General features: G+C 71.0%; 22 protein-coding genes and 3 tRNA genes. 11 read left to right on the forward strand and 14 right to left on the reverse strand.

Going from position 1 to position 24,205, the window contains the following annotated elements:
- The first annotated feature begins 148 nt into the window (after nt 1-148).
- Nucleotides 149-2,527, forward strand: a complete 2,379-nt coding sequence (locus QWY29_RS18445) for an MrcB family domain-containing protein (protein ID WP_300962655.1) — start codon at nt 149-151, stop codon at nt 2,525-2,527.
- Nucleotides 2,520-3,788, forward strand: coding sequence for an McrC family protein (locus tag QWY29_RS18450; RefSeq protein WP_300962657.1), 1,269 nt, complete (start codon nt 2,520-2,522; stop codon nt 3,786-3,788). The genes QWY29_RS18445 and QWY29_RS18450 overlap by 8 nt, the downstream gene beginning before the upstream one ends.
- Nucleotides 3,789-3,845: 57 nt before the next feature.
- Here the strand turns inward: QWY29_RS18450 and QWY29_RS21095 are convergent, their stop codons facing one another.
- The 5 genes from QWY29_RS21095 to QWY29_RS18470 all read right to left on the reverse strand — a co-directional run bounded on the left by QWY29_RS21095 (nt 3,846) and on the right by QWY29_RS18470 (nt 8,365).
- Nucleotides 3,846-4,196: a restriction system modified-DNA reader domain-containing protein gene (locus QWY29_RS21095; protein ID WP_369292666.1), complete on the reverse strand. Its 351-nt coding sequence runs from the start codon at nt 4,194-4,196 to the stop codon at nt 3,846-3,848.
- 112 nt (nt 4,197-4,308) lie between these two features.
- A complete protein-coding gene (locus QWY29_RS18455; protein ID WP_300962658.1) occupies nt 4,309-6,120 on the reverse strand; it encodes an SMC family protein in 1,812 nt (603 codons plus the stop codon).
- Between the two features lie 32 nt (nt 6,121-6,152).
- The gene (locus QWY29_RS18460) at nt 6,153-6,716 is read right to left on the reverse strand and encodes an ABC-three component system middle component 2 (protein ID WP_336621852.1); all 564 of its coding nucleotides are present in this window, start codon (nt 6,714-6,716) and stop codon (nt 6,153-6,155) included.
- Nucleotides 6,628-7,611 (reverse strand): ABC-three component system protein, encoded by a 984-nt coding sequence (locus QWY29_RS18465; RefSeq protein WP_300962661.1) that lies wholly within the window; start codon nt 7,609-7,611, stop codon nt 6,628-6,630. Before QWY29_RS18465 ends, QWY29_RS18460 begins: the two co-directional genes overlap by 89 nt.
- 631 nt (nt 7,612-8,242) lie before the next feature.
- Nucleotides 8,243-8,365: a hypothetical protein gene (locus QWY29_RS18470; protein ID WP_300962663.1), complete on the reverse strand. Its 123-nt coding sequence runs from the start codon at nt 8,363-8,365 to the stop codon at nt 8,243-8,245.
- Nucleotides 8,366-9,119: 754 nt separating this feature from the next.
- Between QWY29_RS18470 and QWY29_RS18475 the strand changes: the two genes are divergently transcribed.
- Both QWY29_RS18475 and QWY29_RS18480 read left to right on the forward strand, forming a co-directional pair.
- A complete protein-coding gene (locus QWY29_RS18475; protein ID WP_300962665.1) occupies nt 9,120-9,914 on the forward strand; it encodes a crotonase/enoyl-CoA hydratase family protein in 795 nt (264 codons plus the stop codon).
- 66 nt (nt 9,915-9,980) lie between these two features.
- Nucleotides 9,981-11,537 (forward strand): hypothetical protein, encoded by a 1,557-nt coding sequence (locus QWY29_RS18480; RefSeq protein WP_300962666.1) that lies wholly within the window; start codon nt 9,981-9,983, stop codon nt 11,535-11,537.
- On the opposite strand, the gene QWY29_RS18485 is transcribed toward QWY29_RS18480, so the two are convergent.
- A complete protein-coding gene (locus QWY29_RS18485; RefSeq protein ID WP_300962667.1) occupies nt 11,482-12,105 on the reverse strand; it encodes a GNAT family N-acetyltransferase in 624 nt (207 codons plus the stop codon). The two genes, QWY29_RS18480 and QWY29_RS18485, sit on opposite strands and share 56 nt — an antisense overlap.
- A gap of 50 nt (nt 12,106-12,155) precedes the next feature.
- Here QWY29_RS18485 and QWY29_RS18490 point away from each other — a divergent pair, with 50 nt between their 5' ends.
- The gene (locus QWY29_RS18490) at nt 12,156-12,848 is read left to right on the forward strand and encodes a PaaI family thioesterase (protein WP_300962668.1); all 693 of its coding nucleotides are present in this window, start codon (nt 12,156-12,158) and stop codon (nt 12,846-12,848) included.
- Nucleotides 12,849-12,881: 33 nt separating this feature from the next.
- On the opposite strand, the gene QWY29_RS18495 is transcribed toward QWY29_RS18490, so the two are convergent.
- Nucleotides 12,882-14,393 carry an NAD(P)/FAD-dependent oxidoreductase gene (locus tag QWY29_RS18495; RefSeq protein ID WP_300962669.1) on the reverse strand — a complete coding sequence of 504 codons (1,512 nt, stop codon included), beginning with the start codon at nt 14,391-14,393 and terminating at the stop codon, nt 12,882-12,884.
- Between the two features lie 353 nt (nt 14,394-14,746).
- On the opposite strand from QWY29_RS18495, the gene QWY29_RS18500 reads away from it, so the two are divergent.
- Genes QWY29_RS18500 through QWY29_RS18510 form a run of 3 tightly spaced genes read left to right on the forward strand, consistent with a single transcriptional unit; the run spans nt 14,747 to nt 16,508 of the window.
- Nucleotides 14,747-15,778 carry an ATP-binding protein gene (locus QWY29_RS18500; protein WP_300962671.1) on the forward strand — a complete coding sequence of 344 codons (1,032 nt, stop codon included), beginning with the start codon at nt 14,747-14,749 and terminating at the stop codon, nt 15,776-15,778.
- Complete coding sequence (locus QWY29_RS18505; protein WP_300962672.1) at nt 15,775-16,164, forward strand: fluoride efflux transporter FluC; 390 nt, start codon at nt 15,775-15,777, stop codon at nt 16,162-16,164. Before QWY29_RS18500 ends, QWY29_RS18505 begins: the two co-directional genes overlap by 4 nt.
- Nucleotides 16,161-16,508, forward strand: a complete 348-nt coding sequence (locus QWY29_RS18510; protein ID WP_300962674.1) for a fluoride efflux transporter FluC — start codon at nt 16,161-16,163, stop codon at nt 16,506-16,508. The genes QWY29_RS18505 and QWY29_RS18510 overlap by 4 nt, the downstream gene beginning before the upstream one ends.
- Here QWY29_RS18510 and QWY29_RS18515 read toward each other — a convergent pair.
- From QWY29_RS18515 to QWY29_RS18525, 3 genes are all read right to left on the reverse strand, one after another.
- Nucleotides 16,499-16,858, reverse strand: a complete 360-nt coding sequence (locus QWY29_RS18515) for a metallopeptidase family protein (RefSeq protein ID WP_300962675.1) — start codon at nt 16,856-16,858, stop codon at nt 16,499-16,501. The genes QWY29_RS18510 and QWY29_RS18515 overlap by 10 nt on opposite strands.
- Nucleotides 16,859-16,935: 77 nt before the next feature.
- Nucleotides 16,936-17,012 (reverse strand) — tRNA-Asp (locus QWY29_RS18520).
- A gap of 97 nt (nt 17,013-17,109) precedes the next feature.
- Nucleotides 17,110-17,182: transfer RNA gene (locus QWY29_RS18525), tRNA-Glu, on the reverse strand.
- A gap of 207 nt (nt 17,183-17,389) precedes the next feature.
- Between QWY29_RS18525 and QWY29_RS18530 the strand changes: the two genes are divergently transcribed.
- Nucleotides 17,390-17,463 (forward strand) — tRNA-Phe (locus QWY29_RS18530).
- A 98-nt stretch (nt 17,464-17,561) separates the two neighbouring features.
- On the opposite strand, the gene QWY29_RS18535 is transcribed toward QWY29_RS18530, so the two are convergent.
- Nucleotides 17,562-18,284, reverse strand: coding sequence for an FkbM family methyltransferase (locus QWY29_RS18535; RefSeq protein WP_300962696.1), 723 nt, complete (start codon nt 18,282-18,284; stop codon nt 17,562-17,564).
- A gap of 125 nt (nt 18,285-18,409) precedes the next feature.
- Between QWY29_RS18535 and QWY29_RS18540 the strand changes: the two genes are divergently transcribed.
- Nucleotides 18,410-20,113, forward strand: coding sequence for a hypothetical protein (locus QWY29_RS18540; RefSeq protein WP_300962676.1), 1,704 nt, complete (start codon nt 18,410-18,412; stop codon nt 20,111-20,113).
- 7 nt (nt 20,114-20,120) lie between these two features.
- Here the strand turns inward: QWY29_RS18540 and QWY29_RS18545 are convergent, their stop codons facing one another.
- The 3 genes from QWY29_RS18545 to QWY29_RS18555 all read right to left on the reverse strand — a co-directional run bounded on the left by QWY29_RS18545 (nt 20,121) and on the right by QWY29_RS18555 (nt 23,280).
- A complete protein-coding gene (locus QWY29_RS18545; protein ID WP_300962678.1) occupies nt 20,121-21,842 on the reverse strand; it encodes a PP2C family protein-serine/threonine phosphatase in 1,722 nt (573 codons plus the stop codon).
- 179 nt (nt 21,843-22,021) lie between these two features.
- Complete coding sequence (locus QWY29_RS18550) at nt 22,022-22,384, reverse strand: hypothetical protein (protein ID WP_300962679.1); 363 nt, start codon at nt 22,382-22,384, stop codon at nt 22,022-22,024.
- Complete coding sequence (locus tag QWY29_RS18555) at nt 22,381-23,280, reverse strand: DODA-type extradiol aromatic ring-opening family dioxygenase (protein WP_300962681.1); 900 nt, start codon at nt 23,278-23,280, stop codon at nt 22,381-22,383. The genes QWY29_RS18550 and QWY29_RS18555 overlap by 4 nt, the downstream gene beginning before the upstream one ends.
- Before the next feature lie 104 nt (nt 23,281-23,384).
- Between QWY29_RS18555 and QWY29_RS18560 the strand changes: the two genes are divergently transcribed.
- Nucleotides 23,385-24,179 (forward strand): IclR family transcriptional regulator domain-containing protein, encoded by a 795-nt coding sequence (locus QWY29_RS18560; protein WP_300962683.1) that lies wholly within the window; start codon nt 23,385-23,387, stop codon nt 24,177-24,179.
- Nucleotides 24,180-24,205 lie beyond the last annotated feature (26 nt).

Here is a 24,205-nt window from a genome sequence, read left to right on the forward strand (position 1 = left end):
ACAGCGGGCCCGGGGGCCTGGGGGCATGGCAGTGATCCCGAAGGGATGCCGGAGCCCCCAGCGGGGTGCAGGGGCTGGCCCCTGCGTGATTTCGCCGCCGCGAGCCGCCGCAGTGCTGTTGCATGAGCGCAGACGGAAGGATGCGCACATGAGCGACAACAGCGGTAGCAGAGTCAACGCAGATACCTTGCGGTGTCGCTTCGATCACGAGCACCTCCGTGCGCTCAGGGACGAGCCCGGCGTCCACATCGTGTGGGACGACCAGGACCGCTGCCTGTATGTCGGCTCCAGCCGCAGGACCCGCAGCCGCCTGCATCAACACCTGACCGGCGACCGGCAAGCGTCGGCTCTCCACGACAAGGTCGGCCGGCACTTGGACTCGACGCTTGGCCGCCCGGCGAGCCGGGACGAGATCGCGGACTGGCTCGCCAGCTGCACGGTAGACGTCGAGTACACCGCAGACCCGGAGGCCCGCAAGCATCAGTTGATCGACGCCCTCGAGCCGCGCTTCAACTCCCCTCGCCCGGGACCGCCACGAGTTGCCGGTCACACCCTCGAGGCCACCCCCGCGGGCAACCTTTCGGAGTCCCTGGAACTTGCGATGCGCGGGCTCCGCGACCGTGTTGACGGGTTCATCGCGGCGGAGGTCAAGGACCTAGTTCGGGTACAAGTGCCAGAAGCCCTTCGCGGGTACATCCCGGTGACCGAGGATCTCGAGGTCCAGGCGAGCACCGGGTACGGCTCAGACGCCGACGTGCCCTGGGTCGCGCTGTTCCCGCCGAGCCTCACGACGAGCGCTCGAAGCGGCACCTACCTCGTGTACCTGTTTGCAGCCGACGGGTCTGCCGTCTACCTGTGCCTAGCTCAGGGGACCACGACCGTCGCGGGCGGCGGGTCAGTCCTCCAGAAGCGCTCGCTCGACCTGCGCCGTGCGCTGGGGCCCCGCCCCGGAACCGTCGCCACGATCGACCTGCGCTCGCACAACCAGCGACCGCAGTCCTACGAGGCGGGCAGCGCCCTCGCCTTCGAGTACGAGCTCGGCAGCGTCCCTCCCGATGAAGAGCTGCACACGCACCTCCTGCAATTGATCGAGATGCTGCAGGACGTGCAGTCTGCGGGCCTGACGTCGCCGCCGGAGCCGGAACCGGTGCATCTGGTCATGAAGTGGAGCCGGGACATTCGCGCCGACACCGTGGAACGTCACCGAGAGGTCGCCGACCGGCTGGGCAGCGTCTGGTGGGGCAAGATCGGGAAGCAGGGCACCAGTGCGATGAGTCCGCAGCGGTTGAAGCTGGTCCGCGACCAGCTCGCGGCCGGACGACCGACGTACTGCTACCTGTACCGAACGGGTGAAGCGTGGCGCACGACCGTCGAGGATGTCGTCACAGATCGCACCGCTGTCGACGAGGCGCGCGTCCCGGACTACTACGGCGAGGAGCACCACACCCTCTTCCTTCGGCTGTCCGACTTTCGGCCGATCGCGGCGGACTGGCCGCTCAACCACCTCGTACTCAGCACGAACCCAGATCCGTCGGCGACAGCAGGTGCGCTCAGCAACCAGACCAGTCCCCTCCTGATGTACGAACTGTGGTCACCCGCTTCTGCAGCCGATTCGACGGTCGGCGACGCGGACGCGCCGGAGAACCGGGCTTCGGACCCGCGCGGTCCGGCGGGGCTGGCTGCGCCTCTGCCGCTACTCGACATGGCGTGGTTGGAACGGGAGACGCTCTGCGATCGCGACTGGCTGGAGGACCTGATCGGCACGCTGGAGCGCCGCCCGCAGGTGGTCCTGGCCGGTCCTCCGGGCACGGGTAAGACGTGGATCGCCCGCGCGGTCGCGCGCTTCCTGACCCAGGACCGCCCCCTCGGCCACCGCGTCCTGCAGTTCCACCCGTCGTACGGCTACGAGGAGTTCATCGAGGGCTTGCGTCCGCAGCCCACCGCCAACGGGTCGATAACCTTCGAGCGCGTCGACGGTGCGGTCCTGCGGATGGCTAGCGAGATCGACGAGGAGTCCGATGCCCACCACGTCCTGGTGCTCGACGAGATGAACCGCGCCAACCTCCCTCGGGTCTTCGGCGAGCTGCTCTACGCACTCGAATATCGCGGCGATCCCGTCGACCTGATGTACACCGCCGCCTACACCCTGCCCAGGCAACTGCTGTTCGTCGGCACGATGAACACCGCAGATCGCAGCATCCGGAGCATCGACCTTGCCCTCCGACGGCGCTTCGAGGTCTTCGACTGCCCGCCCAGCGCCGCGATCCTGCGACGGTTCTACGAGACGAACGCCTCGGATGTCCCGGGGCTCATCGACGGCTTCGAACGGCTGAACGAGCGGCTCACCTCGCTGCTCGACCGGCACCACACCGTCGGCCACTCGTTCTTCATGCGCGACGGGTTTGACGTGTCCGCACTTCGCGCCGTCTGGCAGCGTCAGTTGCAGCCGCTGTTCGAGGAGTACTTCTTCGACCGTCCCGACGTCGCCGCCAGCCTGACGCTGATCCAGTTTTGGCCCGATGCCTGACGCCGGAGCCCCGACACTGCGCGAGTCGCAGTGGAAGCCGCTAGCGCTAACCGACGCCCAGGCCGACGCCGCCGCTGCACTGGGGCGAGCGCTCGCGGGCCAGGCGACGTGGTGGGGCAACGCCGGGCAGCCGTCCACCGATCCCGCCGGCCAAGGCACCTCGGCCATTCACGTGCGACGGGCCCGGCACGGAGGCTGGGAGGTGCGAGTGGTCGATGCGATCGGCGTGATCCGCGTTGGCGGCACCGTCATCCCGGTGCACCCGAAGGTCCCGGGCGACCACGTCCTCGCCCTCCTCACAGAAGGCGGTGTCCTGCCGCGAGTCGCCACAGCGTCAGTGGACGTCGGGACCGGGGACCACCTCTTCGAGCTCGTGGCTCGGTGGCTCGTCAGCGCCAGTGAGGACGTGCTCCGCGGCGACCTCATCCGCGAGTATCGTGCGCACGACGACACGCTCGGTCACGTTCGCGGCCGGATCGACGTCCAGGCCACGTCCCTCCGACTCCTCGCCGGACGCGCCGAGGTCTTGTGCGAGTACGACGAACTTGACGTCGACAATGCAATCAACCGCGTGCTCCTCGCCGCCGTCCGGCTCGTGACCCGCAGCTCGCTTGCGCAGCCGGACACCCGCAGCCGAGCGAACCGCCTGATCGGGCACTTCGACGGCGTGACCGCCGTGCGGCCCGCCGACGTTGCGGTCGAAGTGGGCCCCCGCACCTGGTACTACCGACAGGCGCTGTCCTTGGCCAAGCTGGTGCTGAGCGGCAGCAGCCTCGACCTCGACGCCGGGGACACCCCCGCCTCCGCCTTCCTGCTGCGGACCCCTGAACCCGTCGAGGGGGGCATCCGCAACCTTCTCGCGCGGCGGCTGCAGGGGAAATACCTGGTGACCAACAAGAACCTACTGCTGCCGCCCTCGACCAAGACCCTCAACCCCGATCTGGTCTTCGACCGAGGACTGGCTGTCGGCGACGTCAAGTACCAGTTGCAAGGCGGAGACTGGGACAGCGCTCACCTCTACCAAGCGGTCACCTTCGCCACGGGATACCGCGCCCGCCACGCCCTCGTCATCACCTTCTCGACGGGCCCGGCCGCGAGGCCTTCCCTCCAGGTCGGCGACGTAACTCTGACGAACCTGTGCTGGAACGCCGGGCCCGGAGTGACCTACGCCGACGCCGCGAACACCCTGGTCGACGAGGTCGGGCGTTGGCTTGCCGACCAGAGGCAGGTGGCGGCACCCAATCGGTTAGCAACCGGTTAGCGAACCACCGTTTCCGCAGGTCAACGGGGTGTCCGCGGATAGCGAATCCGTGGGTTACTAGTCCAATCGACTCCTTAAGTCTGCGAGAGTCGCAGCACCGTAGGACCACCAAGTCCAGCCGTTGACGGCGGTGCCTGTGATGCTGGAGGCCGCACCACTCGGTGAATCGTGCAATCGCCCTTCGGACGCGAGGACGCCATCTGCTTGAACCACCGCTTCGAACCGGTGGCCCTTGTAAAGGGCATGTAAGCGAGCTCCTACCGGCAGGAGGCCGTGGCCGATCAAGTCTCGCATTGCGGGGTCGATCCGACGCTTTCCTTGTCTGGAACCGGAGGATGGGTAACCCTCAATGGCCCTTTGGCACTGCGCGCACCACTCCGGATTCATGCCGTGGATGCACTCTTCCATGACTACCCTCCCCCCGGTAAATGATCGGAGCAATCGCCGCAAACAGCCCGTGATCGCTGAGGTTGCTCACACACTTTTTCGCTCGGCCAGAGAACGTGTCCTAGACGTGCGTTCATGGGGCAACCGGAAAGAAGCCATACCGTCCGGCGTCTGCCACCTTGGTGAACTCGACGACTTGCGCACGGTCGGCGACGTCCCGCGGCGGGGCCGTGTTCTCCAGGACAATCGCCTGACCCTCAAAGGACTGCGCCAGCCATCGATAGAAGGCGTCGGCGACGCTAGCACTCACGGGCTCGTCGTCTGCCGAGACGGTCTCGTTCACGTATCCGGGTGGGCGGTAGGTAACAAGCGGAGAGTCGAGCACGATGACGCCGGGATGTGGCAGGTCTCGCCTTAGACAGTAGTTCGCAAGTCCGACTGTGAAGGCAGCGTGAAGGATTGCCCGCACGCCCTTCCCCCGGCTTGCCCGAGCACGGTCGCCGACCACCAGATCGTAAGTCGAGAAGTCGAACAGCACATGCTCAGCCTCCGGGACCTGCCAAGCGCGCAACACGTCGCGCACCTCGTCTGCAAACTCCCTTGCACTCCGGTTCGATGGCCCCACCGTTGCGACGACCTTAGCCTGCCTGCCATCACCAAGGGCGGCAAGCCTGGACTCTAAGGTCGCAATCTGATCGTAAAGACCGAGAGCGTGCTCGACCTGCGATCTCTCATCGACCAGAAGGCGTACGTCAACGGCGGTGGGCGACAGTTCTGCTTCCGTTTCAGCGAGTTGTGCCGCCAGCTCGCCAATCTCTCGCTCTGCTGCAGTTACTGCTGCGATCGATCGCTCCCGCTGTTCGCCCAAGTCATTCATCGTGCTCACGAGATCTGATCTCAGCAGCATGGTCTTGCGGCGCTCAGCCGAAACCGCCTCTGCCAAGCCCTCTGGTTGTTCCTCCTGGTGGTCCTGATCCTGGTGGCCGCCCAGTTCGCTCCCGCACACGACACAGAAGTCTTCCCGAAAGAGTCCCAACAGCGCGCCAGTCTCGTCGAGGAGCTCAAGGCGCTCAAGGTCGGAGTCATACTGCGCAAGCAGCAACCCGAACCTAGCAATCAGCGCGTCCGCCTCGGAGACCCGGTCCTGTTCGAAACTCATGCGCTGGCTAACAGCCTGTCTCTGGGAGACCAGCTCATCCCTTCGAGCGAGCGCAGCGGACATGTCCGAAGAATCTTGTTCGATCACACTGTTGAGCCGCTCAAGTTGAGCGACGAGTTGACCCTGATCACCGACACCTTCGGCCGCTTGGCGAAGGTCTTCAATGATGCTGTTCAGCAACTCCACTTGGCCCCGCGTTGCCCGTTCGTCAGGGTCCGTCGAAGGCGCTACCAGCGCGGAGTCATCGTCACCGTCGAGCAGCATCTTGAACACGGACTTTTCGGCGGTGCTCGTCACGTATTGGCCGGTCAGCACCGGAGACTGTTCCGCCTGCATCTCCGTCTCATCTACGAGAGAGATTCTCGCTAAGTCCCTGACTGATAGGGCACGAGTTTGATTGCGGCTATTTCGCCTGACCTGTGCGCCACTGAGCCCGACCAAGTCCAAATAAAAGGCCGAGATGTTGTCTGCACCCCGCTGACCGTGACGCTCAGCGAGGATACGATCTGGATAACCACTGGGCACCGTCTCGTGCGATCCGAACCAGAGCGAGAAGTTACCCCCCTCTAGACCGCGCGACAGCGTGTAGGACTGGCCGCCAGAGTCGGTCAGAGTAAGCAAAGCCGACGAGTACTGCTCCAGTTCGGCGACTCTCTTGATCGACTGCGCGCCCAGCATGTAGTCGAGGGCGCTCAGCACAAAGGACTTGCCGGTATCGGAAGCCCCGTGGATAACCGTCAGCCGGTCGTCGAAATCAAGGCTGGCGGCTGGGATGCGAGAACCCACGAACGTGAGGCGATCCAGGCGGAGAGGCGAAGTCATGAGACCTCCCGGCCAACAGGAACCGAATAGAACTCTTCTGACCTCTGATGCATCAAGTCGCCCATCAGGTCACGCAAGTCGTCGGCCGTTCGTCCAGCGAATGTCTCAACGGCCCAAGCCGCCGACTCGTCCAACTTACCCGCATGGGCTGCAGTGAGAAGTCTGAGAAACTGACGAGCGTCCTCAGACGCGAAGAACAGGATTCCGTCTTCCGAAGGCCGGACATCGACTAGTCCGAGCGAGTACAGGACCCCGAGCCCGCGCTGTACGACTGTGCGCTTTATTCCAAGTTCGCCCGCTCGACTCGGCAACTCGGGATGCACGCTGGGCGGACCACCAAGATCACCGGCATGGATCACACAGTGATCAAGGAGCACCAACTGACCCAGGTCAAAGCCGTTGGGGTATTGATGCTGCAGCAGGAACAACGAGCGGATTCCAACTTCCACGGGGCTATTCAGTGGCTGCATCTCAACGGACCCAACGCAGTTTGTCGTCGTTCGCCAACTGGTGGCACATGCCTTTTTTGTCGGTGGCAAGCGTAACTTGATGCAGTCCATTAGCGCTCAGATCGACGGTAGTTGCCGCGTGGAGCACGCGGCCCAGCCTTTCCCAACCGTTAGCGTGGTCGAGTTGTTCTATCTCAACCACACCGCTAAACAACTCTTTCTGCAGCGCTTCGAACGTACCGGGTTGCACCTGATCACGAGCGAACACGCGCAGCGCCTCGGCACAGTAGAAAGCTTCTCGCTGGCGCTGGAAGTGTTCCCCAACCTCAGGATGCTCTGCGGCCGCATCAGGCTCGAACGCGGTGCCGTGTCGCTCTGAGTAGACCGCCATGAGTTGCGAGACATATCGAGCCTCGTCGCCACCGACCGAACTAGGAGGTGGGCTAGCCGGTGGACGCGTTGGGAGCGGCCCTCCGAATCGACCTGCCCAGTGGGGAGTCCTCCGGTGCTGCTCGAGCACGTCCTCGACTTGTTTGCAATCGAAGACGGAGAAGTCCGCCGATTTCGCATGGTTGAGCACCTTAGCGAGCCGAGCCTTGTCTACGGCCTTGGCCAAAGATCCGTTAGGAGCGCACTGGCGGAGGAACTCTTCACGCAGCTTTGTCGGCGTGCTGAGCAACTTCTCGAACTTGGGCCCACAGTTGCGCGGAGCGACGAAGAAGTATTTCCGAGGCATGGTGTAGCCCCCTTGAAGCACAGTCTCAAAGACCTTGAAGATCTCCGGCCATGCGTCCGATGGCTGCAAGGCCTTGTCATAGTGCTTGCACTGATAACAATCCCATTCGTCCTCAAAACCCCGCGAAGTCAGAAAGGCGGCGATATCCGCTCCACGGTCTCCAGCGCCGCCAAGGCGCTTGACCTGCTCGTAATCCTCGTCAAGGCTACGAACCCATTCTCGGATGAAGATCTCCCATTCCTCGGGCGAGTAGAACGTGATGCGCTGCATCGCCGTGAGGGTACGACCGCCACTGGCGATCTCCGCTGATGTGGGGATCGGCTGCGCCTCCGGCGGAGCGATGTCGTGGAGGTCTACGCGTGCAGTGGCCATAGCCGCCTCGACACCCCCACCTTCCCGTTGGCCTGCAGCTCAAGAGTCGCGGAGGGGAAGCCTAGTTCCACGGGTGACTCGGCGCGGCGTTACACATCACTTCGCGCGGGCGTTTCGCGCTAACAGCGTTGCTAACGGACCCGTCAAGATCACACGGACAGTACACGCAAGGCCAGATTCCGATCGCCGACCATGCCGGGGGAGCATGGGCTGGAGACGACGCGTCAGTACTACTCGGATGGAGGATCGGGGTCTTTTAATCTCTTGGTTGTGGGTTCGAGTCCCACGGGGCCCACCGATGTCAGTCGACGACCGCGCGGACCATCTCGGCGATGCGCTCCTCGGTCGCGGCGTCGACCGTCTCGAAGTACCACGCGGCCGGCATCAGCCGGCCGTCGGCGCCGCCAGCGGGCCGATGCGGTGCCTTCTCGGTCAGCGCGAGGTTGCCGCTCGTCGTTGCGCAGCGTGACGAGCGCGGGTGTGCTCGCGGACAGCGCGTAGGCGGGCATGCCGTACCAGATGCGCGGTTTCAGGCCGGGGCTGCGCCCATGACCACCTCGTGCACCCGCTGCACGACCGAGCGCCGCGGCTCGTCCATCGAGGCGATCTTGTCAAGCACCTGCTGCAGGCTCTTCTCGTCCTTCGACGACATGTCTGGTCCTCTCCGTCGGCCGATGACGGTGCATCGGTGGAATGAATCGGCGCTGCATCGCGCCGCACCCCACCCGGACATGTCCTGAGCTGGTCAGGTCTCTCCGCGACGATTCACGTGGTCTGCCACGTGGAAGCGCAGTCGGTGGCGTGCCACCGGGGTCGAGGCTGGACGAACGGGACGCGCTGCCGCAGCGTCCGAGCGGACACACGACAGCCACCCGGACCGGGGCTTACCCGGCGGGTGGCTGCGTGCTGTTGCTCGCCGGCCCGACAGCCGCCTCTCGGCGGAAGGCCGCTCGTAGCGGCAACGGGTGAGCCCGGGGGCATGGACCGGGCCGGCTGAGGGTCACAACGGGACGAGGCGGGCGGGGATTCCGGCGTACGCCGTGTCCTGCGCCACCCGCCCGACCGCGAGCCCGAAGGACCCCGAGGAGGTCCCCGTCAGGTGCGCGGGTGGCCCTCCTCGCCGCTCTTCGCGGACTCGTCGGGGAACGACTCGCCGACCGGGTGGCCGCCGCCCGGGGAGCCCTGGGCGGGGTCGTAGTCGCCGGCCGCGGCCGGGCCGTCGGTGGTCGAGGACTCCTGCGCGGCCTCGGCGGCGTCGTCGAGGTGGCCGGTCTGCTTCTGGCTGACTCGTCAGGCTGGTTGGTCATGGCCGGCCGGTACCCGGCGGGCGCGCAGGCAGCCGGGGTCGTCCGACGACCGAGCGAGGTCGTGGACAGGCGCAGGCCGGGCCCGGCAGGGTGACCGCCATGACCGACCCCACGGGCCCCACCGGCCCCGCCGAGCCCAGCGTCCTCGTCGAGCGCCGTGAGCGCGTCCTCGTCGTCACGCTCAACCGTCCGCACGCCAAGAACGCCGTCAACGCCGAGGTGTCCGCCGCCGTCGCCGCCGCGATGGATGAGCTCGACTCCGACGACGGCCTGTCGGTCGGCGTGATCACGGGCGCGGGCGGGACGTTCTGCGCCGGCATGGACCTCAAGGCGTTCCTCACCGGCGAGGACGTCATGGCCGGGGGCCGCGGCCTCGCCGGCGTCACCACTCGCCCGCCGACCAAGCCGCTCATCGCCGCCGTCGAAGGGTGGGCGCTCGCCGGCGGCTGCGAGCTCGTGCTGGCCTGCGACGTCGTCGTCGCCTCCCGCGAGGCCAAGCTCGGCATCCCGGAGGTCAAGCGCGGCCTGGTCGCCGGCGCCGGCGGGCTGGTCCGGCTGCCGCGCAAGATCCCGCAGAACGTCGCCAACGAGCTCGCGCTCACCGGCGACCCGATGACCGCGGAGCAGGCCGAGCGGTACGGCCTGGTCAACCGCCTCACCGAGCCCGGCGGCGCCCTCGAGGCGGCGCTCGAGCTGGCCGGACGGATGACCGCGAACGGCCCGCTCGCCATGGCCGCCACCAAGCGGATCCTCGCCGAGCAGGCCGACTGGTCCTCCGCGGACGTCTGGGACCGCCAGTCGGCGCTCATGGGGCCGATCTTCACCTCCGAGGACGCGCAGGAGGGCGCCCGGGCGTTCGCGGAGAAGCGCGCCCCGCAGTGGCGCAACCGCTGATCCAGACCGCACCCGGTCCGGCGGTCCCGCCGCGTAACGCCCCTGCTCACGCGTAGTTTGGAGGGCATGGCGGACAAGGACGAGCCCGCGGCCGACCTGTTCGACCGGTGGCTGACGCACCGCGAGCAGGCCGGCGGGGCGCGTACGCCGGAGCGCGCGGCCGCCGCGGACCCCTCGCCGCCCGAGCCCTCCCCCGCTCCCGAGCCGGATCCCTCCGCCGAGGTCCCCGCCGAGGTCACCGCCGCGTCGGCTGAGGACGACCTGGTCGTCGACGAGCCGGTGGTGGCCGAGGAGCCGCCGGTCGTCGAGGCACCCGCCCCCGACCAGCTGCCGCTCGACTTCGAGCCGGTGATCATCCCGTCGGCACGGAGGAAGACGCAGAAGCCCGCCTCCCGGCTGGGTCGACTGCGGTCCCGCCGCGCTGAACCCGAGGCGGAGCCGCTCCCGGACCTGCCCGCGCCCGCAGGGACGAGCGAGGGGCCCACGCCCGCAGAGGTCCGGGCCGAGGTCGCGCGGGTCCAGGCGCAGGAGCGTGCCGAGGCGGCGGCGCTGCGCGCCGAGCAGGAGCGCGTCGCCGAGCAGGCCCGGCTCGCGGCCGAGGCCCGCCTGGCCGCGCAGGTCGAGGCGGCCCGCCTGGCGGAGGAGGCCCAGGCGGCCGAGGAGGCCCGGCTCGCCCACGAAGCCGAGGAAGCCCGCGCCGCCGAAGAAGCCCGCCTCGCCCGCGAAGCCGAGGAAGCCCGCGCCGCCGAAGAAGCACGCCTCGCCCGCGAAGCCGAGGAAGCCCGGCTCGCCCGGGAGGCCGAGGACGCGCGCATCGCCGAGCAGGCGCGACTCGACGCGGAGGCCCGGATCGCGGCACGCCTGGCCGCGCTAGAGCAGGCCCCGCCGACGGCCCAGCCGACGAGCCACACCCCGCCCGAGCCGGAGCGCGAGCCCGAGCCCGAGCCGGAGCCAGCGCCGGAGCCCGTCCGCCGGCCAGTGCCGGGCGTGGCACCGGACGCCGCTCGCGCGATGGTCGCCTCGGTCTCCGCCCGCCGACCGAGCACAGCTGTGCCGGAGCCCGACCTCGAGCCGGACACCGCCCCCGAGCCCGAGCCCGAGCCCGTCCCCGAGCCGGAGCCCGTCCGAGCACCGGCGAAGACGGCAGCAGCCACACCGACCACCCCACCCACCGAGGCGTCGACCAACCACGTCTTCGCGCCGCGCACCGGGACCCGACGGGTGGTCGGGGTGCTCCTCCTGGTGGCGCTCGCAGCGACGGCGGTGACGGCGTACCTCGCCTACCAGGACCGGACGACGTTCAACCTCGGCCTGGCCGGCACCCTCGTGGTGCTGACGCTGGTGATCTGGGCGGTGCGGGCCGGGTCGGCGGTGACCCGGCTGTCGGTGACGGCGGGCCAGCTGGAGGTGCTGCGCGGCGGGGGCCGGTTCGTCTTCGACCTGCGCAGCCGCTACACGCCGATCGAGGTCGTGGGCGAGCCGGGCTCGCGCGGCTGGAAGGTGCTCTTCCTGCGGCGCAGCATGGCGCCGTTCGTCGTCGACGCCTCGATGGTCGACCCCGAGGAGTTCATGCTCGTGCTGCGCCAGCACCGTCCGGACGCACACGGACAGCAGCAGCCGTAGGAGACGCGGGAGGCGCGGCCCGGCGACCCGTGGGCAGGCGGTAGCGGGAGGTCCCGCGACGCACGTCCTCCAGCACACCGCCGCAGCGCTCCACGACCCGGCGCGACGCCACGTTGTCCTCCACGCAGGTCACCAGCAGCCGGTCGATGCCGAGCTCGGCGGCCCGTGCGAGCGCCAGGCGCACCGCCCGCGACGCGTGCCCGCGGCCGCGGTGGCCGGGCCGGATCGAGTAGCCGAGGTGGCCGCCCACCTCGCGGTGCCACGCGTCGAGCTCGCGCCGCAGCGCCAGGAAGCCGACGACCTCGGCCGGGTCGCCGTCGACGACCCACCAGTACTCCGTGGGCACGTGGCCCGGCGGCACCGGCGCACGGGGCGGGCCGGGCTCGCCCAGCCGCTCCAGCGCCGCGACGTACGCCGCGCAGCCGGCGGCGGTCAGGTCGACGGCGCGGCCGCCGGTGACCGCGACCCACCCGGACCCGTGGGCATGGTCGCCGAGCTCGAGCATCGCCGCGGCCCAGCTCTCGCGCATGGCGACGTCGGGGCGGGCGAGCGCGGTCACGGCGCCCATCGAAGCAAACCGTCGGCGGGGTCCCCGGACCGGCTACCTAGACTCCGCCCGTGAGCGTGAACCCCGACCGACCGCCCGAGATCAGCCCCGAGGAGCTCGCCGAGCAGGTGGCCCTCTACGCGCCGTTCACCCAAGCGGTGCGCGAGCTGGTCGACGCCACGATCCGCACCACCGTCGACGCCGACACCGTCCGGGCCGCGCAGGCCGAGGTCGAGGCGATCACGGCGCGGCTGCGCGAGCAGCAAATCGAGGGCTCGATCGGCGCGCACTTCGGCCACGGGCGCGCCCGGCAGCCGTGGGGCAACACGGTCGTCGGCGTGCGCAACCCGGTCGCCCCGCCGGTGCAGGCCGTGCGCGAGGGCGACCGCGAGGGCGAGGTGCGGGCGGCGGTGGTGCTCGGCGCGGCGTACGAAGGGCCGCCCGGGCTGGTGCACGGCGGGGTGTCGGCCCTGCTGCTCGACCAGATGCTCGGCAACGCCGCGGCGGCCGCCCGCAAGCCCGGGATGACGGCCTACCTCAACACCTCCTACCAGCGACCCACGCCGCTCGGCCCGCTGCGGCTCGAGGCGTGGGTCGAGCGCAGCGAGGGGCCCAAGACGTGGGCGCGCGGCCGGATCATCGGGCCGGAGGGCACCACGGTCGAGGCCGAGGGGCTCTTCGTGCTCCCCCGCTGGGCGCGCGACCTGCTGGCGCAGCGCAGCGCGACCGACGCCCCGCCGTCGATGTTCGGCGAGCAGGGCTGACGGTCGCGACGCAAGACCCGCTGGGTCGGGCGGTCAGACCCGCTCGGCCGGGCGGGTGCCGCGCTCGCCGGCGTCGGTGAGCCGGACCTCCTCGGCGGCCTGCGCCTCGAGCTCGTCGCGACGGGCCTGCTCGCGCTGGGCGTCGTACTCACCCGGGGGCGAGACCAGGTCGGTGGCCCCGCGCTCGAGGCGCTGGAGGGCGGAGCGGGCGAAGATCTGCTGCTCGGTCGTGGTGCGCTCGGAGCGACCACGGCCGAGGAAGGAGACGGCCCAACGGATCAGCGCGGTCACCCGGCTCTTGAAGCCGGTGATGTAGACGAGGTGCACGGCCAGCCACATCAGCCAGGCGATGACGCCGGTCAGGCGCAGCTTGCCGACCATGGCGACCGCGCGGAAGCGGCTGATGATCGCCATCGAGCCCTTGTCGAAGTACTTGAACGGCTTCTGCGGGGCCTTGCCCTTGACGCGGTTGTCGATCTCCTTGGCGGCGTACTTCGCGCCCTGGATCGCGACCTGCGCGACGCCCGGGAGGTTGTCGAGGGCGATCATGTCGCCGACGACGAAGACCTCGGGGTGGCCCGGCAGGGTGAGGTCGGGGTTGACGCCGATGCGGCCGGCGCGGTCCAGCGGGGCGCCGGACTGCTCGGCGAGCTGCTTGCCCAGCGGGCTGGCCTGGACGCCGGCGGCCCAGATCTTGGTCACCGACTCGAGCCGCTCGACGCGGCCGTCCTTGAACTTCATCGACAGGCCGCGCTCGTCGACGTCGGTCACCATCGCGCCGAGGATCACCTCGACGCCGAGCTCCTCGAGCTCCTTCTGCGCCTTGCCGCCCAGCTTCGCGCCGAACGGCGGCAGCACCTGGGGGGCGGCGTCGACGAGGACCACCCGGGCCTGGCGGGTGTTGATCGCGCGGAAGTCGCGACGCAGCGTGCGGTGCGCGAGCTCGGCGATCTGGCCAGCCATCTCGACGCCGGTCGGGCCGGCGCCCACGACGACGAAGGTCAGCAGGTGGTCGACGTCCTCGCCGCGGGAGGCGCCGAGCTCGGCGAGCTCGAACGCGCCGAAGATGCGGCCGCGCAGCTCCAGCGCGTCGTCGATCGACTTCATGCCCGGAGCGAACTCGGCGAACTGGTCGTTGCCGAAGTAGGACTGGCCGGCGCCTGCGGCGACGACGAGGGAGTCGTACGGCGTGAGGGTCTCGCGCCCCAGCACGTGGGAGCGGACGGTCTGCTGCTCGAGGTCGATCTCGGTGACCTCGCCGAGCAGGACCTTGGCGTTGCGTTGGCCGGCCAGCACCTCGCGGGTCGGGGGCGCGATCTCGCCCTCGGAGAGGATGCCGGTCGCCACCTGGTAGAGCAGCGGCTGGAAGAGGTGGTGGGTGGTCTTGGCGACCATCGTGACGTCGACGTCGGAGCGCTTGAGCGCCTTGGTGCCGAACAGGCCGCCGAACCCGGAGCCGATCACGACGACCTGGTGGCGGCCGGAGGCGTCGGCCCCACCGCCTGCCTCGCGGGTCTGGTCGTCCAAGGGCGCGGTCGCTGCCATGTCATTCCTCCTGAAGCGAGGTGGGGCTGTGCGCGTCACGTGCACCGAGCTCCGCCGAGGTGTCGGGTCATTGTCCCGCCGCACGCGTGCCGTTCGCCAATCCGGTGACCGATCCGTCTCACGACCACACCCCGACCACCGCGTGGGGGGCCGCGGGAGCCGTGCGACGACGGGACACCGGTGGAACACCGCCGCCCGGATGCGGATTCCGTCGGAAAAAGTTTCAACGACATGGGTTTCGTCACAAGGGTGCCGGGTATGCAGGCCGAGAATGGCTCTTGCTCGTCCGAGCCGCCCCGCCTGCTTCATCTCTCGGTACGTCCCCGTCCACCTCCCCGTCCGGAGTCGCTCCTGTGCCGCTGAACCGGCCCGCCCTGTCGCTGGGGCCCGGCCCGCGCGGAGTGCAGGACGCGCGGCGCTGGGTGGTGGCGACGTGCCGCGACATCGGGCGCGAGGACCTCGTCGAGTGCGCCGAGCTCGGCGTCTCCGAGCTGGTCACCAACGCGCTGCTGCACGGGGAGCAGCCGATCCAGGTGCGGGTGCGCGGGACGGCGCAGCACCCGCGGGTCGAGGTGCGTGACGGCTCGACCGAGCGGCCCGTGCTGCCGACGCCGGTCGCCGAGGACGAGGACGACCTGCTGCTCACCTTCGGACGCGGGCTCTCGATCGTCGCCCGCAGCGCCGACGCCTGGGGTGCCGAGATCGAGGAGGACGGCAAGACCGTCTGGTTCGCCCCGGCCGCCGCCTTCTCCGAGGACGACGGGCCGGAGGGCGTCGTCACCGGCGCCGTCGAGGAGCCCGCCCCGGTCCCCACCGACGACCGGGACCTGGTCGAGATCCCCGTCGTCGGCGTGCCACTGCGGGCGTACGCCGCGTTCCACCGCCATTACCGCGAGCTGCGCCGCGAGGTCCGGCTGCTCGCGCTGGCCCACGAGGCGGACTACCCGCTCGCCAAGGACCTCTCCGACCTCTTCGGCTCCCTGGAGCGCCAGCTGCGCGACGGCATCGGCTCGGAGCAGATCGAGCACGCGCAGGCCGCCGGCCGCGAGGTCGCCGACCTGCGGATCGTGATGCCGCGGCGGGGCGCGCAGACCATCGACCGGTTCCTGGACCTGCTCGACCTGGCCGACGAGTTCTGCCGCCAGCAGCGCCTGCTCTCGCTGGCCCGCACCCCCGAGCAGCGTGACTTCCAGCGCTGGTTCCTCGGCGAGCTGGTCCACCAGGCGCACGGCTCCGCGCCCTGCCCCTGGCGCGGGGGTGACGGCATCGGCTCGGCCGTCCCCGAGGGCACCGCGCCGCACGCGCAGGCCGCCCACAGCGCCGCCCACAGCGCCGCGCAGCTCGAGATTGCCGCCGAGCCGGGACGCCAGAGCAGCGTGTCGTGAGCCCCCGCCTCCTCGCCGCGGTGGCGGCGGGCGGCGCGGTCGGCGCAGCCCTGCGCTGGGCCTGCGGCGAGGCCGTCCCCGACGGCCCCGGCCTGCCCGCCACCACGCTCGCGGTCAATGTCGTCGGCAGCCTGCTCCTGGCGCTGCTGCCGGCCATCGCGGTCGTCCGACGCTCCGCGACGCTCCGCGCCGCCGTCGGCCCGGGCCTGCTCGGCGGGTTCACCACCCTCTCGGCCGCCTCGGAGCAGACCCGGTCGCTGCTCGCCGACGGCCGGCCCGCGCTCGCCCTCGGCTACCTGCTCGGCACGCTCCTCGCCACCGTGGCCGCGGTCGCCCTGGCGACCCGGCTGGCCCCCCAGCCCACCGACGCGGGGGTGGCGTCGTGACGCTGCTGCTCGTCGCGCTCGGCGGCGCCCTCGGCTCGGCCCTGCGGTACGCCGCGGCGACCGCCCTCGACGCACGCCTCCCGCGCGGCACGCTCGCCGTCAACGTCGCGGGCTCGGCCCTCCTCGGCCTCCTCGTCGGGCTGGGCGTCGAGGACTCGGCGTACTCGTTGCTGGGGGTGGGGTTCTGCGGCGGGCTGACCACCTGGTCGGCGTTCGCGGGGCAGACCCACCGGCTCGGGCCCCGCACCGGGACGACGTACGCCGTCGCGACGCTGGGGTTGGCCCTGGCCGCGTGCGCGCTGGGCTTCTGGGTGGGCAGCGCCGGGGCGGGCCCTCAGGCGTAGCCGAGCTCGTGCAGCCGGTCGTCGTCGATGCCGAAGTGGTGGGCGACCTCGTGCACGACGGTGATCCGGACCTCCTCGACCAGCTCTTCCTCGCTGTCGCACATGTCGAGCAGCGGCCCGCGGAAGACGAAGATCCGGTCGGGCAGCGGCACGCCGTCGGTCCAGCTGGTGCGCTCGGTGAGCGCGACCCCGTCGTACAGCCCGAGCAGGTCGTCGGGCTCGCCCTCGGGCGGCTCCTCCTCGACGAGGACCACGACATTGCTGACCAGCCGCGCGAGCTCGTCGGGGATGCCGTCGAGCGCCCGGTCGACGAGCGCGTCGAAGCGGTCGGGGTCCATGTCGATCGGCACGTCGCCAGTCTGCCGGACGCCCGGGACGACCCCGGAAACGACTGAGCGCCCCGGACCTGGTGGTCCGGGGCGCTCGGTGGCGACCCCGACGGGACTCGAACCCGCGGCCTCCGCCGTGACAGGGCGGCGCGCTAACCAACTGCGCTACGGGGCCTCGTTCTTGCTGGTGCTCCGCGCACTGGCGAAGCGGTGGAACTCTAACCCACACCCCGCCGACCGACCCAATCGTGGGCGGCAGCGGGCCGGTGGAGCACCCCCAACGGGATTCGAACCCGTGCTACCGCCGTGAAAGGGCGGGGTCCTGGGCCGCTAGACGATGGGGGCCGGACTGCGCGGGACAGCATACGAGATCGCAGGTCGTGGTGGCCGCCGCAGGCCGGGTCTCGCTGTGCTGGCGAGAGGGGCACACGCCGTGCCCCTCTCGTCAGCAGGACCGAGGCAGGGTCGGAACGACTCGGAGCCAGGCCGGACCGGAACCTCCCCCGCGCGATTCGTCGGCCGTCGTCGCGGCATGTAAGGTGTCCGTCGCTCGGGCAGGTAGCTCAGTTGGTACGAGCGTCCGCCTGAAAAGTGGAAGGTCGGCGGTTCGACCCCGCCCCTGCCCACGAGCACTGCAGGGCTCTGACCTGCGGAAGTTGGGCCCCGCCGGTCTCCGGCGGGGCCCTTCTGCGTTCCGGCTGCTGACCGGACGGGGCGGGGCAGCTCAGCCGCGCGCCGTCCGGTCGGCGCGGACCAGCACGGCGTCCAGCTCGATCACCCGCAGGGTGGGCGGGTCGAAGGAGACGGGGTAGAGCCCGGCGAGGGCCCAGCCGGCGGCGGCGTACTCCGCGAGGTGCTCGTCCATGAGCGGCACCTCGTCGTAGATCGGGACGCAGGCGACCTCGGAGACGAGCGCGACGACCGGCCCGCCCGGCCCCACGAGCGCGCCGGCCCCGCGGAAGGTCGCGAGGTCGAAGCCCTGGGTGTCGAGCTTGAGCAGCACCGAGGAGGCGCCGGGCGCGAGGCCGGACACGTCGGCCCAGACCTCGTCGAGCCGCCTGACCTCGACGACCTCCTCGCGGGTGCGGGCCATGACGTCCTTCCAGGACCGGCCGAAGTCGGAGGTGGGCCGCAGCGACCCGAGCTCCGACTGCTCGTCGACCGCGTGCAGCACGGCCGACCCGGACCGCTCCCCCAGCGCCCAGGGCCGCACCTCCCACGCAGGGTCGTCGGCCGCTGCCCGCTCGAGCTCCGCCCGCGGACCCGACGCCGGCTCGAAGGAGACCAGCGGGCCGGCGTACCCGCCCTCGCGCAGGCCGCGGGCGAACTGGCCGCGGTTGGCGCCCACATCGAGCACCAGGTCGACGTCGAGCGCGTCGAGCAACCACCGCAGGTGCGCGTCGCGGGCCTGCTCGCCCAGCTCCCGCTGCCGGTCCAGAGGACTCATCACGCCGTCACCCAACCAGACAGACGCACGTCGGACGGGCGCCGTCACCCGTCCCGGTCTTGTGCGGAGGGACGAGCACGCCGAGAGTGAGGGGCGTCACGTCCCGCCGCTCTCGGAGGCACCGCATGACCCTCAGCCCCGCCACACCCACCACCCCCCACGCCGCTCCGCCACCCGCGCTCGGCCGCCGCGCTCTGCTCGGCGCGACCGGTCTCGGCGGCCTCGCCGTGCTGGCCACCGGCCCGGAGGCCGCCGCGGCGGCGCCGCGCAGCCGGGTGAGCCCCTTCGACCTCGACTTCGAGGTGGTCGACCGGCAGCGCCGCCTGGACCTGCTCGCGGAGCGCTTCGTCACGCTGCGCGACAGCTTCACCGGCAGCAGCACCCGCGCCTACGCGGTGCTGGCCCCTCGCGGCTCCGCCGGCACCACCGGCACGGTCCGCAGCGGCGGCGGCGAGCTGCGGATCGGCGGTGCCGGCGCCCACGCGACGCTGCTGCGCTCCGACGCCCGCCAGGAGGCGCCGTACGCCGCGGTGCTGGTCGACGTCGCGTCCTTCTCCGGCGACGGCACGCGCGACCGGGTGCTGGCCGGCCTCGCGAAGGGCGCAGAGGACCACCTGCTCGCATGGTACGACCGCGCCACCGGGACGGTCGGCATCGACCTCACCCTCGGCGGGACGACCGAGACCCTCGCGTCGGCCGAGGCCGACCTGGCGGCGCCGTTCGAGCTCGGCTTCGCCCTCACGAGCACCACCGTCGTGGCCTTCGCCGACACCGGCTCGGGCCCGGACCCGATCGTGAAGGCGACGCTCGACGAGCGGCTCGACCTGCGCGACCCGGCGGCCCTGCGCGACTGGCGCAGCTCCTTCGGCGCCGAGTCCGGCTCGGGCACGGTCGTGCTCGACCGGGTGCGCGCCGGTTACTTCGGGCAGCTCGGCCTGCGCGACCCGCACCTGGTCACCCACGCCGACGGCACGCCGTACATCAAGGACGGGAAGGCCTACCTGACCTTCACCCAGGCCGGCCTGGCGTTCTTCGAGACCGCCCACTGGGGCGTGTGGACGCTCGACCTGGAGACCTACCGCCTCGAGCAGGTCGCGAACCTGTTCTTCCAGCGGGACGGCAAGGACCTGGTGCTCGGCGACCACGCCGGCCACCTCGTCCTCGACGACGCGAACCGGCGCTGGATCGTCACCACCAGCACCTGGGGCGACTTCGCCGGCGACAGCGTGGAGATCAACTACACGACGCTCCGCTCCTCGGTCGACGTCCTGCGCGGCGTGCACGTGTTGCGCACCCGGCGGCTCCGGCTGCCCACTGCCGACCTGCCGTCGGCGGCCGTGGGGCAGTGGGACCCGCACGTGGTGCGCATCCAGGGCCGCTGGTACGTCGCGTTCGTCAACGCGCGGCGCTTCTTCGACTTCTACCCCGCGCTCGCGCGCAGCCCGCGCGGTGGCGACTTCACCGAGCTGTCCCTCGTCGGCGCCGACGCCTCGAAGGTGGAGACCGAGGGCACGGTGCTGCAGCGCTTCGGCGGCCGGTGGTACGTCCTGGCCAGCAACGGCGACGCCTCGCCGCCGGAGATCCGCGGACAGTACCCCGTCTACGACCTGGCGATGGAGCAGGTCGGCACGCTCGACGCGCCGCACCCGACCAACATCCCCTGGCCGATGATCATCCCGGTCGCCGAGCGCGGCCGCACCCGGTGGCTGCTGGTGACCTTCAACGGCACGCAGTACGACGAGCCGCTGCTCGGCTACGGCACCCACGGCGACGTCGTGGTGATGGAGGCCCAGCGCACGAAGGGGGTCGAGTTCCCACCCCGTCGCTGACGCAGGGTCAGGGCGTCGGGACGGGCGCGTCGCGCGCCGGCGCCGGGTCGGCCCCGGCGCCGACCACGGCAGGGGCCACGCGTCGCAGCGCGAGGACAGCGGTGTCGTCGGGAGCGCCGTCGTCGCGCATCTCGGCGAGCACCTCGGCGATCAGCTCCGGCAGCGGCCGCTCGCCCAGCGGGGCGACGACCGAGGCGAGCCGGTCGAGGCCGGTGTCGATGTCCTCGCCGCGCCGCTCGACGAGGCCGTCGGTGTAGCAGACCAGGGTCGCCCGGTCGGGCAGCGCGAAGGTCGTCTCGTCGTACGCCGACGGGCCCAGTCCCAGCGGCGGGCCGACCGGCACGGTGACGAACGCCGGCCCGTCGGCACCCACCAGCAGCGGCGGCGGGTGCCCCGCGTCGGCGACGGTGACCGTGCCGGTGCGGTGGCTCCCGACCGCGACCAGCGCGGTGATGATGTGGCCGTCATCGACGACGTCGAACTGACGGGCACACTTGGTGAGCGCCCGCGCCGGCGAGTCGCCGTCGACGAGGTAGGCACGCAGGGTGAACCGGGCGCGCGCCATCTCCGCGACCGCCTCGACGCCCCGCCCCGAGACGTCGCCGACGACGAACGCGAACCGGTCCTCGTCGAGCCGAAGCACGCTGTACCAGTCGCCGCCGATGTCGATGCCGATCGCGCCCGCGACGTACTCCGCCGCGACCTCGAGCTGCGGGATGTGCGGGTCGGCGGGCGGGAGGAGCGCGCGCTGGAGGGCGACGAAGAGCTCGCGCTGCTCGCCGAAGACGGTGTCCACGCGCTCGTAGAGGTCGCGGATGGTGGCGGTGTCGGCCTCGGCGGTGGTGCGCGCCCGGGTGAGCTTGACGGCGACCAGGCCGGCCAGGCCGGTGAGCAGCAGGCCGCCGACCAGCAGCAGCCACGGCAGGCGTTGGCTCAGCTCGCTGCCGAGGTGGGTGCGCGGGGTGGTCACCACGGTGAGCGCGGTGTCGCCGAAGGGCAGCGTGGTGCGGTAGGTGACGTCGTCGTCGAGCGGCAGCGTGGCCGGGTCGACGTTGGTCGCGGTCATGTCCTCGGCGCTCGTGGTGCGGCCGAGGTAGATCGCGTAGGAGAGCCCGGCGTACGCCGAGTCGGTGTCGACCGGCGCGCGGCGGTCGGCCGGGAGCGCGCGCTCGACGTGCACGACCGTGCCCGCGCGCCGGTCGCCGAGCGCGTAGGCGATCAGCGGGCGGCCGTCGACGTCGGCCTGCAGCACGGCCGTGGTGTCGCCGGCCAGGGCGCGGTCGAGCAGGTCCTGCGTCTGCGGGTCCTGCGGGCGCAGGCCGGGCCGGTCGCCGAGCGCCAGGTCGCGGGTGAACCCGTCCGGGCCGGTGCGCCACAGCGAGGCGGAGAGGTACGCCGGGTCGGCGGCCACGTCGCGACCGATCTGCTCGGCCACGGCCGCCCGGCCCCGCTCGCCGCCGCCGCTGGCCCGGTCGACGTCGAGCGCGGACCGCAGCGGCGCCTCGACCGCGCGGATGGCCACGGTGAGGACCGCGGCGGCCTGCTCGGTCTGCACCTCGAGGAGCCGTTCCTCGGTGGTGCGGTCGGCGCGGGCCGCCGCCAGGGACGCCGAGACCGTCAGCGCGACGCCGACGACGCAGACCAGCGCGACGAGCCGACCCGGGCGCCGGGCGCGCGCGGCGGCACGGACGGACGAGTCCTGCTCCGGTCGGGCAGGCAGGGGCGGCACGGTGGCTCCTCGGGAGGGCAGCGGCAAGGCAGCGGACGCGAGGCCGGGGGACCTCGCGGCGACATCCTCCCCGACGCGCGCCGTCCGCGTCGCGGAACGCCCGGACCGCCCTCAGCCTGACTGAGTGCCGGCCTGAGAGCCGGCTTGAGAGCCGGCCTGAGGACCGCGCGGCCGCCGGGTCAGCAGCTGATGTCGGGGTAGGGCTGGGTGACGTGCGCGAGCCTCGCCGCGTAGTCCAGCTGCATGCCGAGCGGCTCGTCCCAGTCCCGCTCGAACATCGCGATCCACAGCGTGAGGGTGAGGAACGGGTGCGCCCCCAGCTCGAAGAGCGCGACGTGGTCGTGGGTGGCCAGCGCCTGCCGCTCCTCGTCGGTGAAGGACAGCCAGGTGGACCTCTCCGCGTCGATGCAGCTCAGGATCCGGTTGGCCTCCTCGGCCTCCCACCAGGTGACGGTGCCGACGGGGTCCTCGCGGTAGCGCTCGGTCAGCGCGGTGTCGCGGTCGACGGTGAAGAGGAACTTGTTGACGAGGTACTTGCTCATCCGAGCAGCGCTCCCTTCGAGGTGAGCGGGAGGCCCGGGACCAGGCTGGGGTCCGGGTACCAGGTGAAGTAGGCCTCCATGGTGTGGAAGAGGTCGAGGTTGTCGGCGTAGTCGGCCTTGGCGTAGCCGGCGATCCCCATCATCAGCATGAAGTCCATGAAGCCGTGGGTGGCGTTGCCCGGCGCGTGGAGGCTGTCGAGGGTGACGCCTCCGAGGACGCCGTCGATGTCGCCGTTCTTGATCCACTCCACGGCCTGGGCGTCGAACTCCGGGTCGGGCCCGTGGGCGCCGAACTGGCGCGGACCGCCGAGCTCGAGGGAGAGGTGGCCGGTGCCGATGACGGCGACGCGCATCTCGCTGGGCCAGGCGTCGATGATCTCGCGGATCGTCTTCCCCAGCTGCACGAAGCGCTCGGGCCGCGGCAGCGGCGGGGCGAAGATGTTGGTGTAGATCGGCACGATCGGCAGGTCGTTCTGCGGGCGGACCGTGAAGATGGGGCAGGTGATCGAGTGGTCGACGCGCAGCTCGTGGGAGAAGGCAAGGTCGAAGCCGCGGTCGATGCCCTCGCGCAGCATGTACGCCGAGAGCTCCTCGTGGCCCTGGAAGAACAGCTTCGGCATGCCGAACTCGCGGATCTCGTTCTCCCAGTTGCCGTCGTAGTACGGCGCCTTGCCGACGAGGAACTGCGGCATGTTGTCCAGCCAGAGCTGGTGGAAGTGGTCGGAGCCGACCATCACCAGCACGTCCGGCTGCGCCCGGGTGAGGGTCTCGCGGTAGGCCTCGACCTTGCGCACCCAGTCGGCGGCGAACGGCGGCGCGTCCTCGGCCGGCAGCTGGCTAGTCCGGTAGTAGAACGGGTGGTGGGTCGTGGCGAGGATCGCCACCAGCTTCGCCATCAGCAAGTCCTTCCGCAGCAACTGGTCTTCGTACATCTGTCCGTATCGCGGCTCCGTCGCCGTGAACGGTGTCCTTCACGCGTCCGCTGTGCGAACATCAAGGCATGGCTGGACGTGGAACCGGACCCGACTTCGTCGAGGCGCTCGCGCGCGGGCTCGACGTGCTCACCTGCTTCGACGCCCACCGCCCGGAGATGACCCTGGCCGACGTCGCCTCCGCGACCGGCCTGGCGCGCCCCACCGCCCGCCGACTGCTGCTCACCCTCGAGGAGCTCGGCTACGTCCGGACGAACGAGGCGCGCTTCGCCCTGACGCCGCGCGTCCTGCGCCTGGGCGCGGCGTACGCCGCCTCGCTGGGGCTGTGGGACATGGCCCGGCCGCACCTGGAGGCGCTCGTCGCGCGCACCGGGGAGTCCTCCTCGATGACCCAGCTGGACGGCTCCGACGTGGTGTACGTCGCCCGCGTGGCCGTGCCGAAGATCATCGCGCTCCGCGTCGACATCGGCACCCGCTTCCCGGCCGTCCCGACCTCGCAGGGCAAGGTGCTGCTGGCCGCGCTCGACCCCGACGCCCGCGCCGCGGCCCTGGCCGAGCCGACCCGGTCGGGCCTGCCCCAGCCGGAGCACGACCCCGACGCGCTCGAGGCCGAGCTCCGCACCGTCCGCGCCCGCGGCTGGGCGCTGGCCGACGAGGAGCTCGCCCGCGGCATCCGCTCGATCGCGGTGCCGGTCCGCGACGGCGACGGCGTCGTGCGCGCCGCCATGAACGTCACCGTGCACGCGGCCGAGACCAGCGTGGAGACCCTCACCGGGGAGTACCTCCCCTGGCTGATGCAGACCGCGAGCGACGTCGCCGCCGACTGGGCGCTGTGGCAGGCACGCCCCCAGGTCGGCGGCTGACCGCCCGCCGGTCGGACCCATCGCTC

The organism is Nocardioides abyssi (genome assembly GCF_030412915.1).
In the GTDB taxonomy this organism is placed as follows: domain Bacteria; phylum Actinomycetota; class Actinomycetes; order Propionibacteriales; family Nocardioidaceae; genus Nocardioides; species Nocardioides abyssi.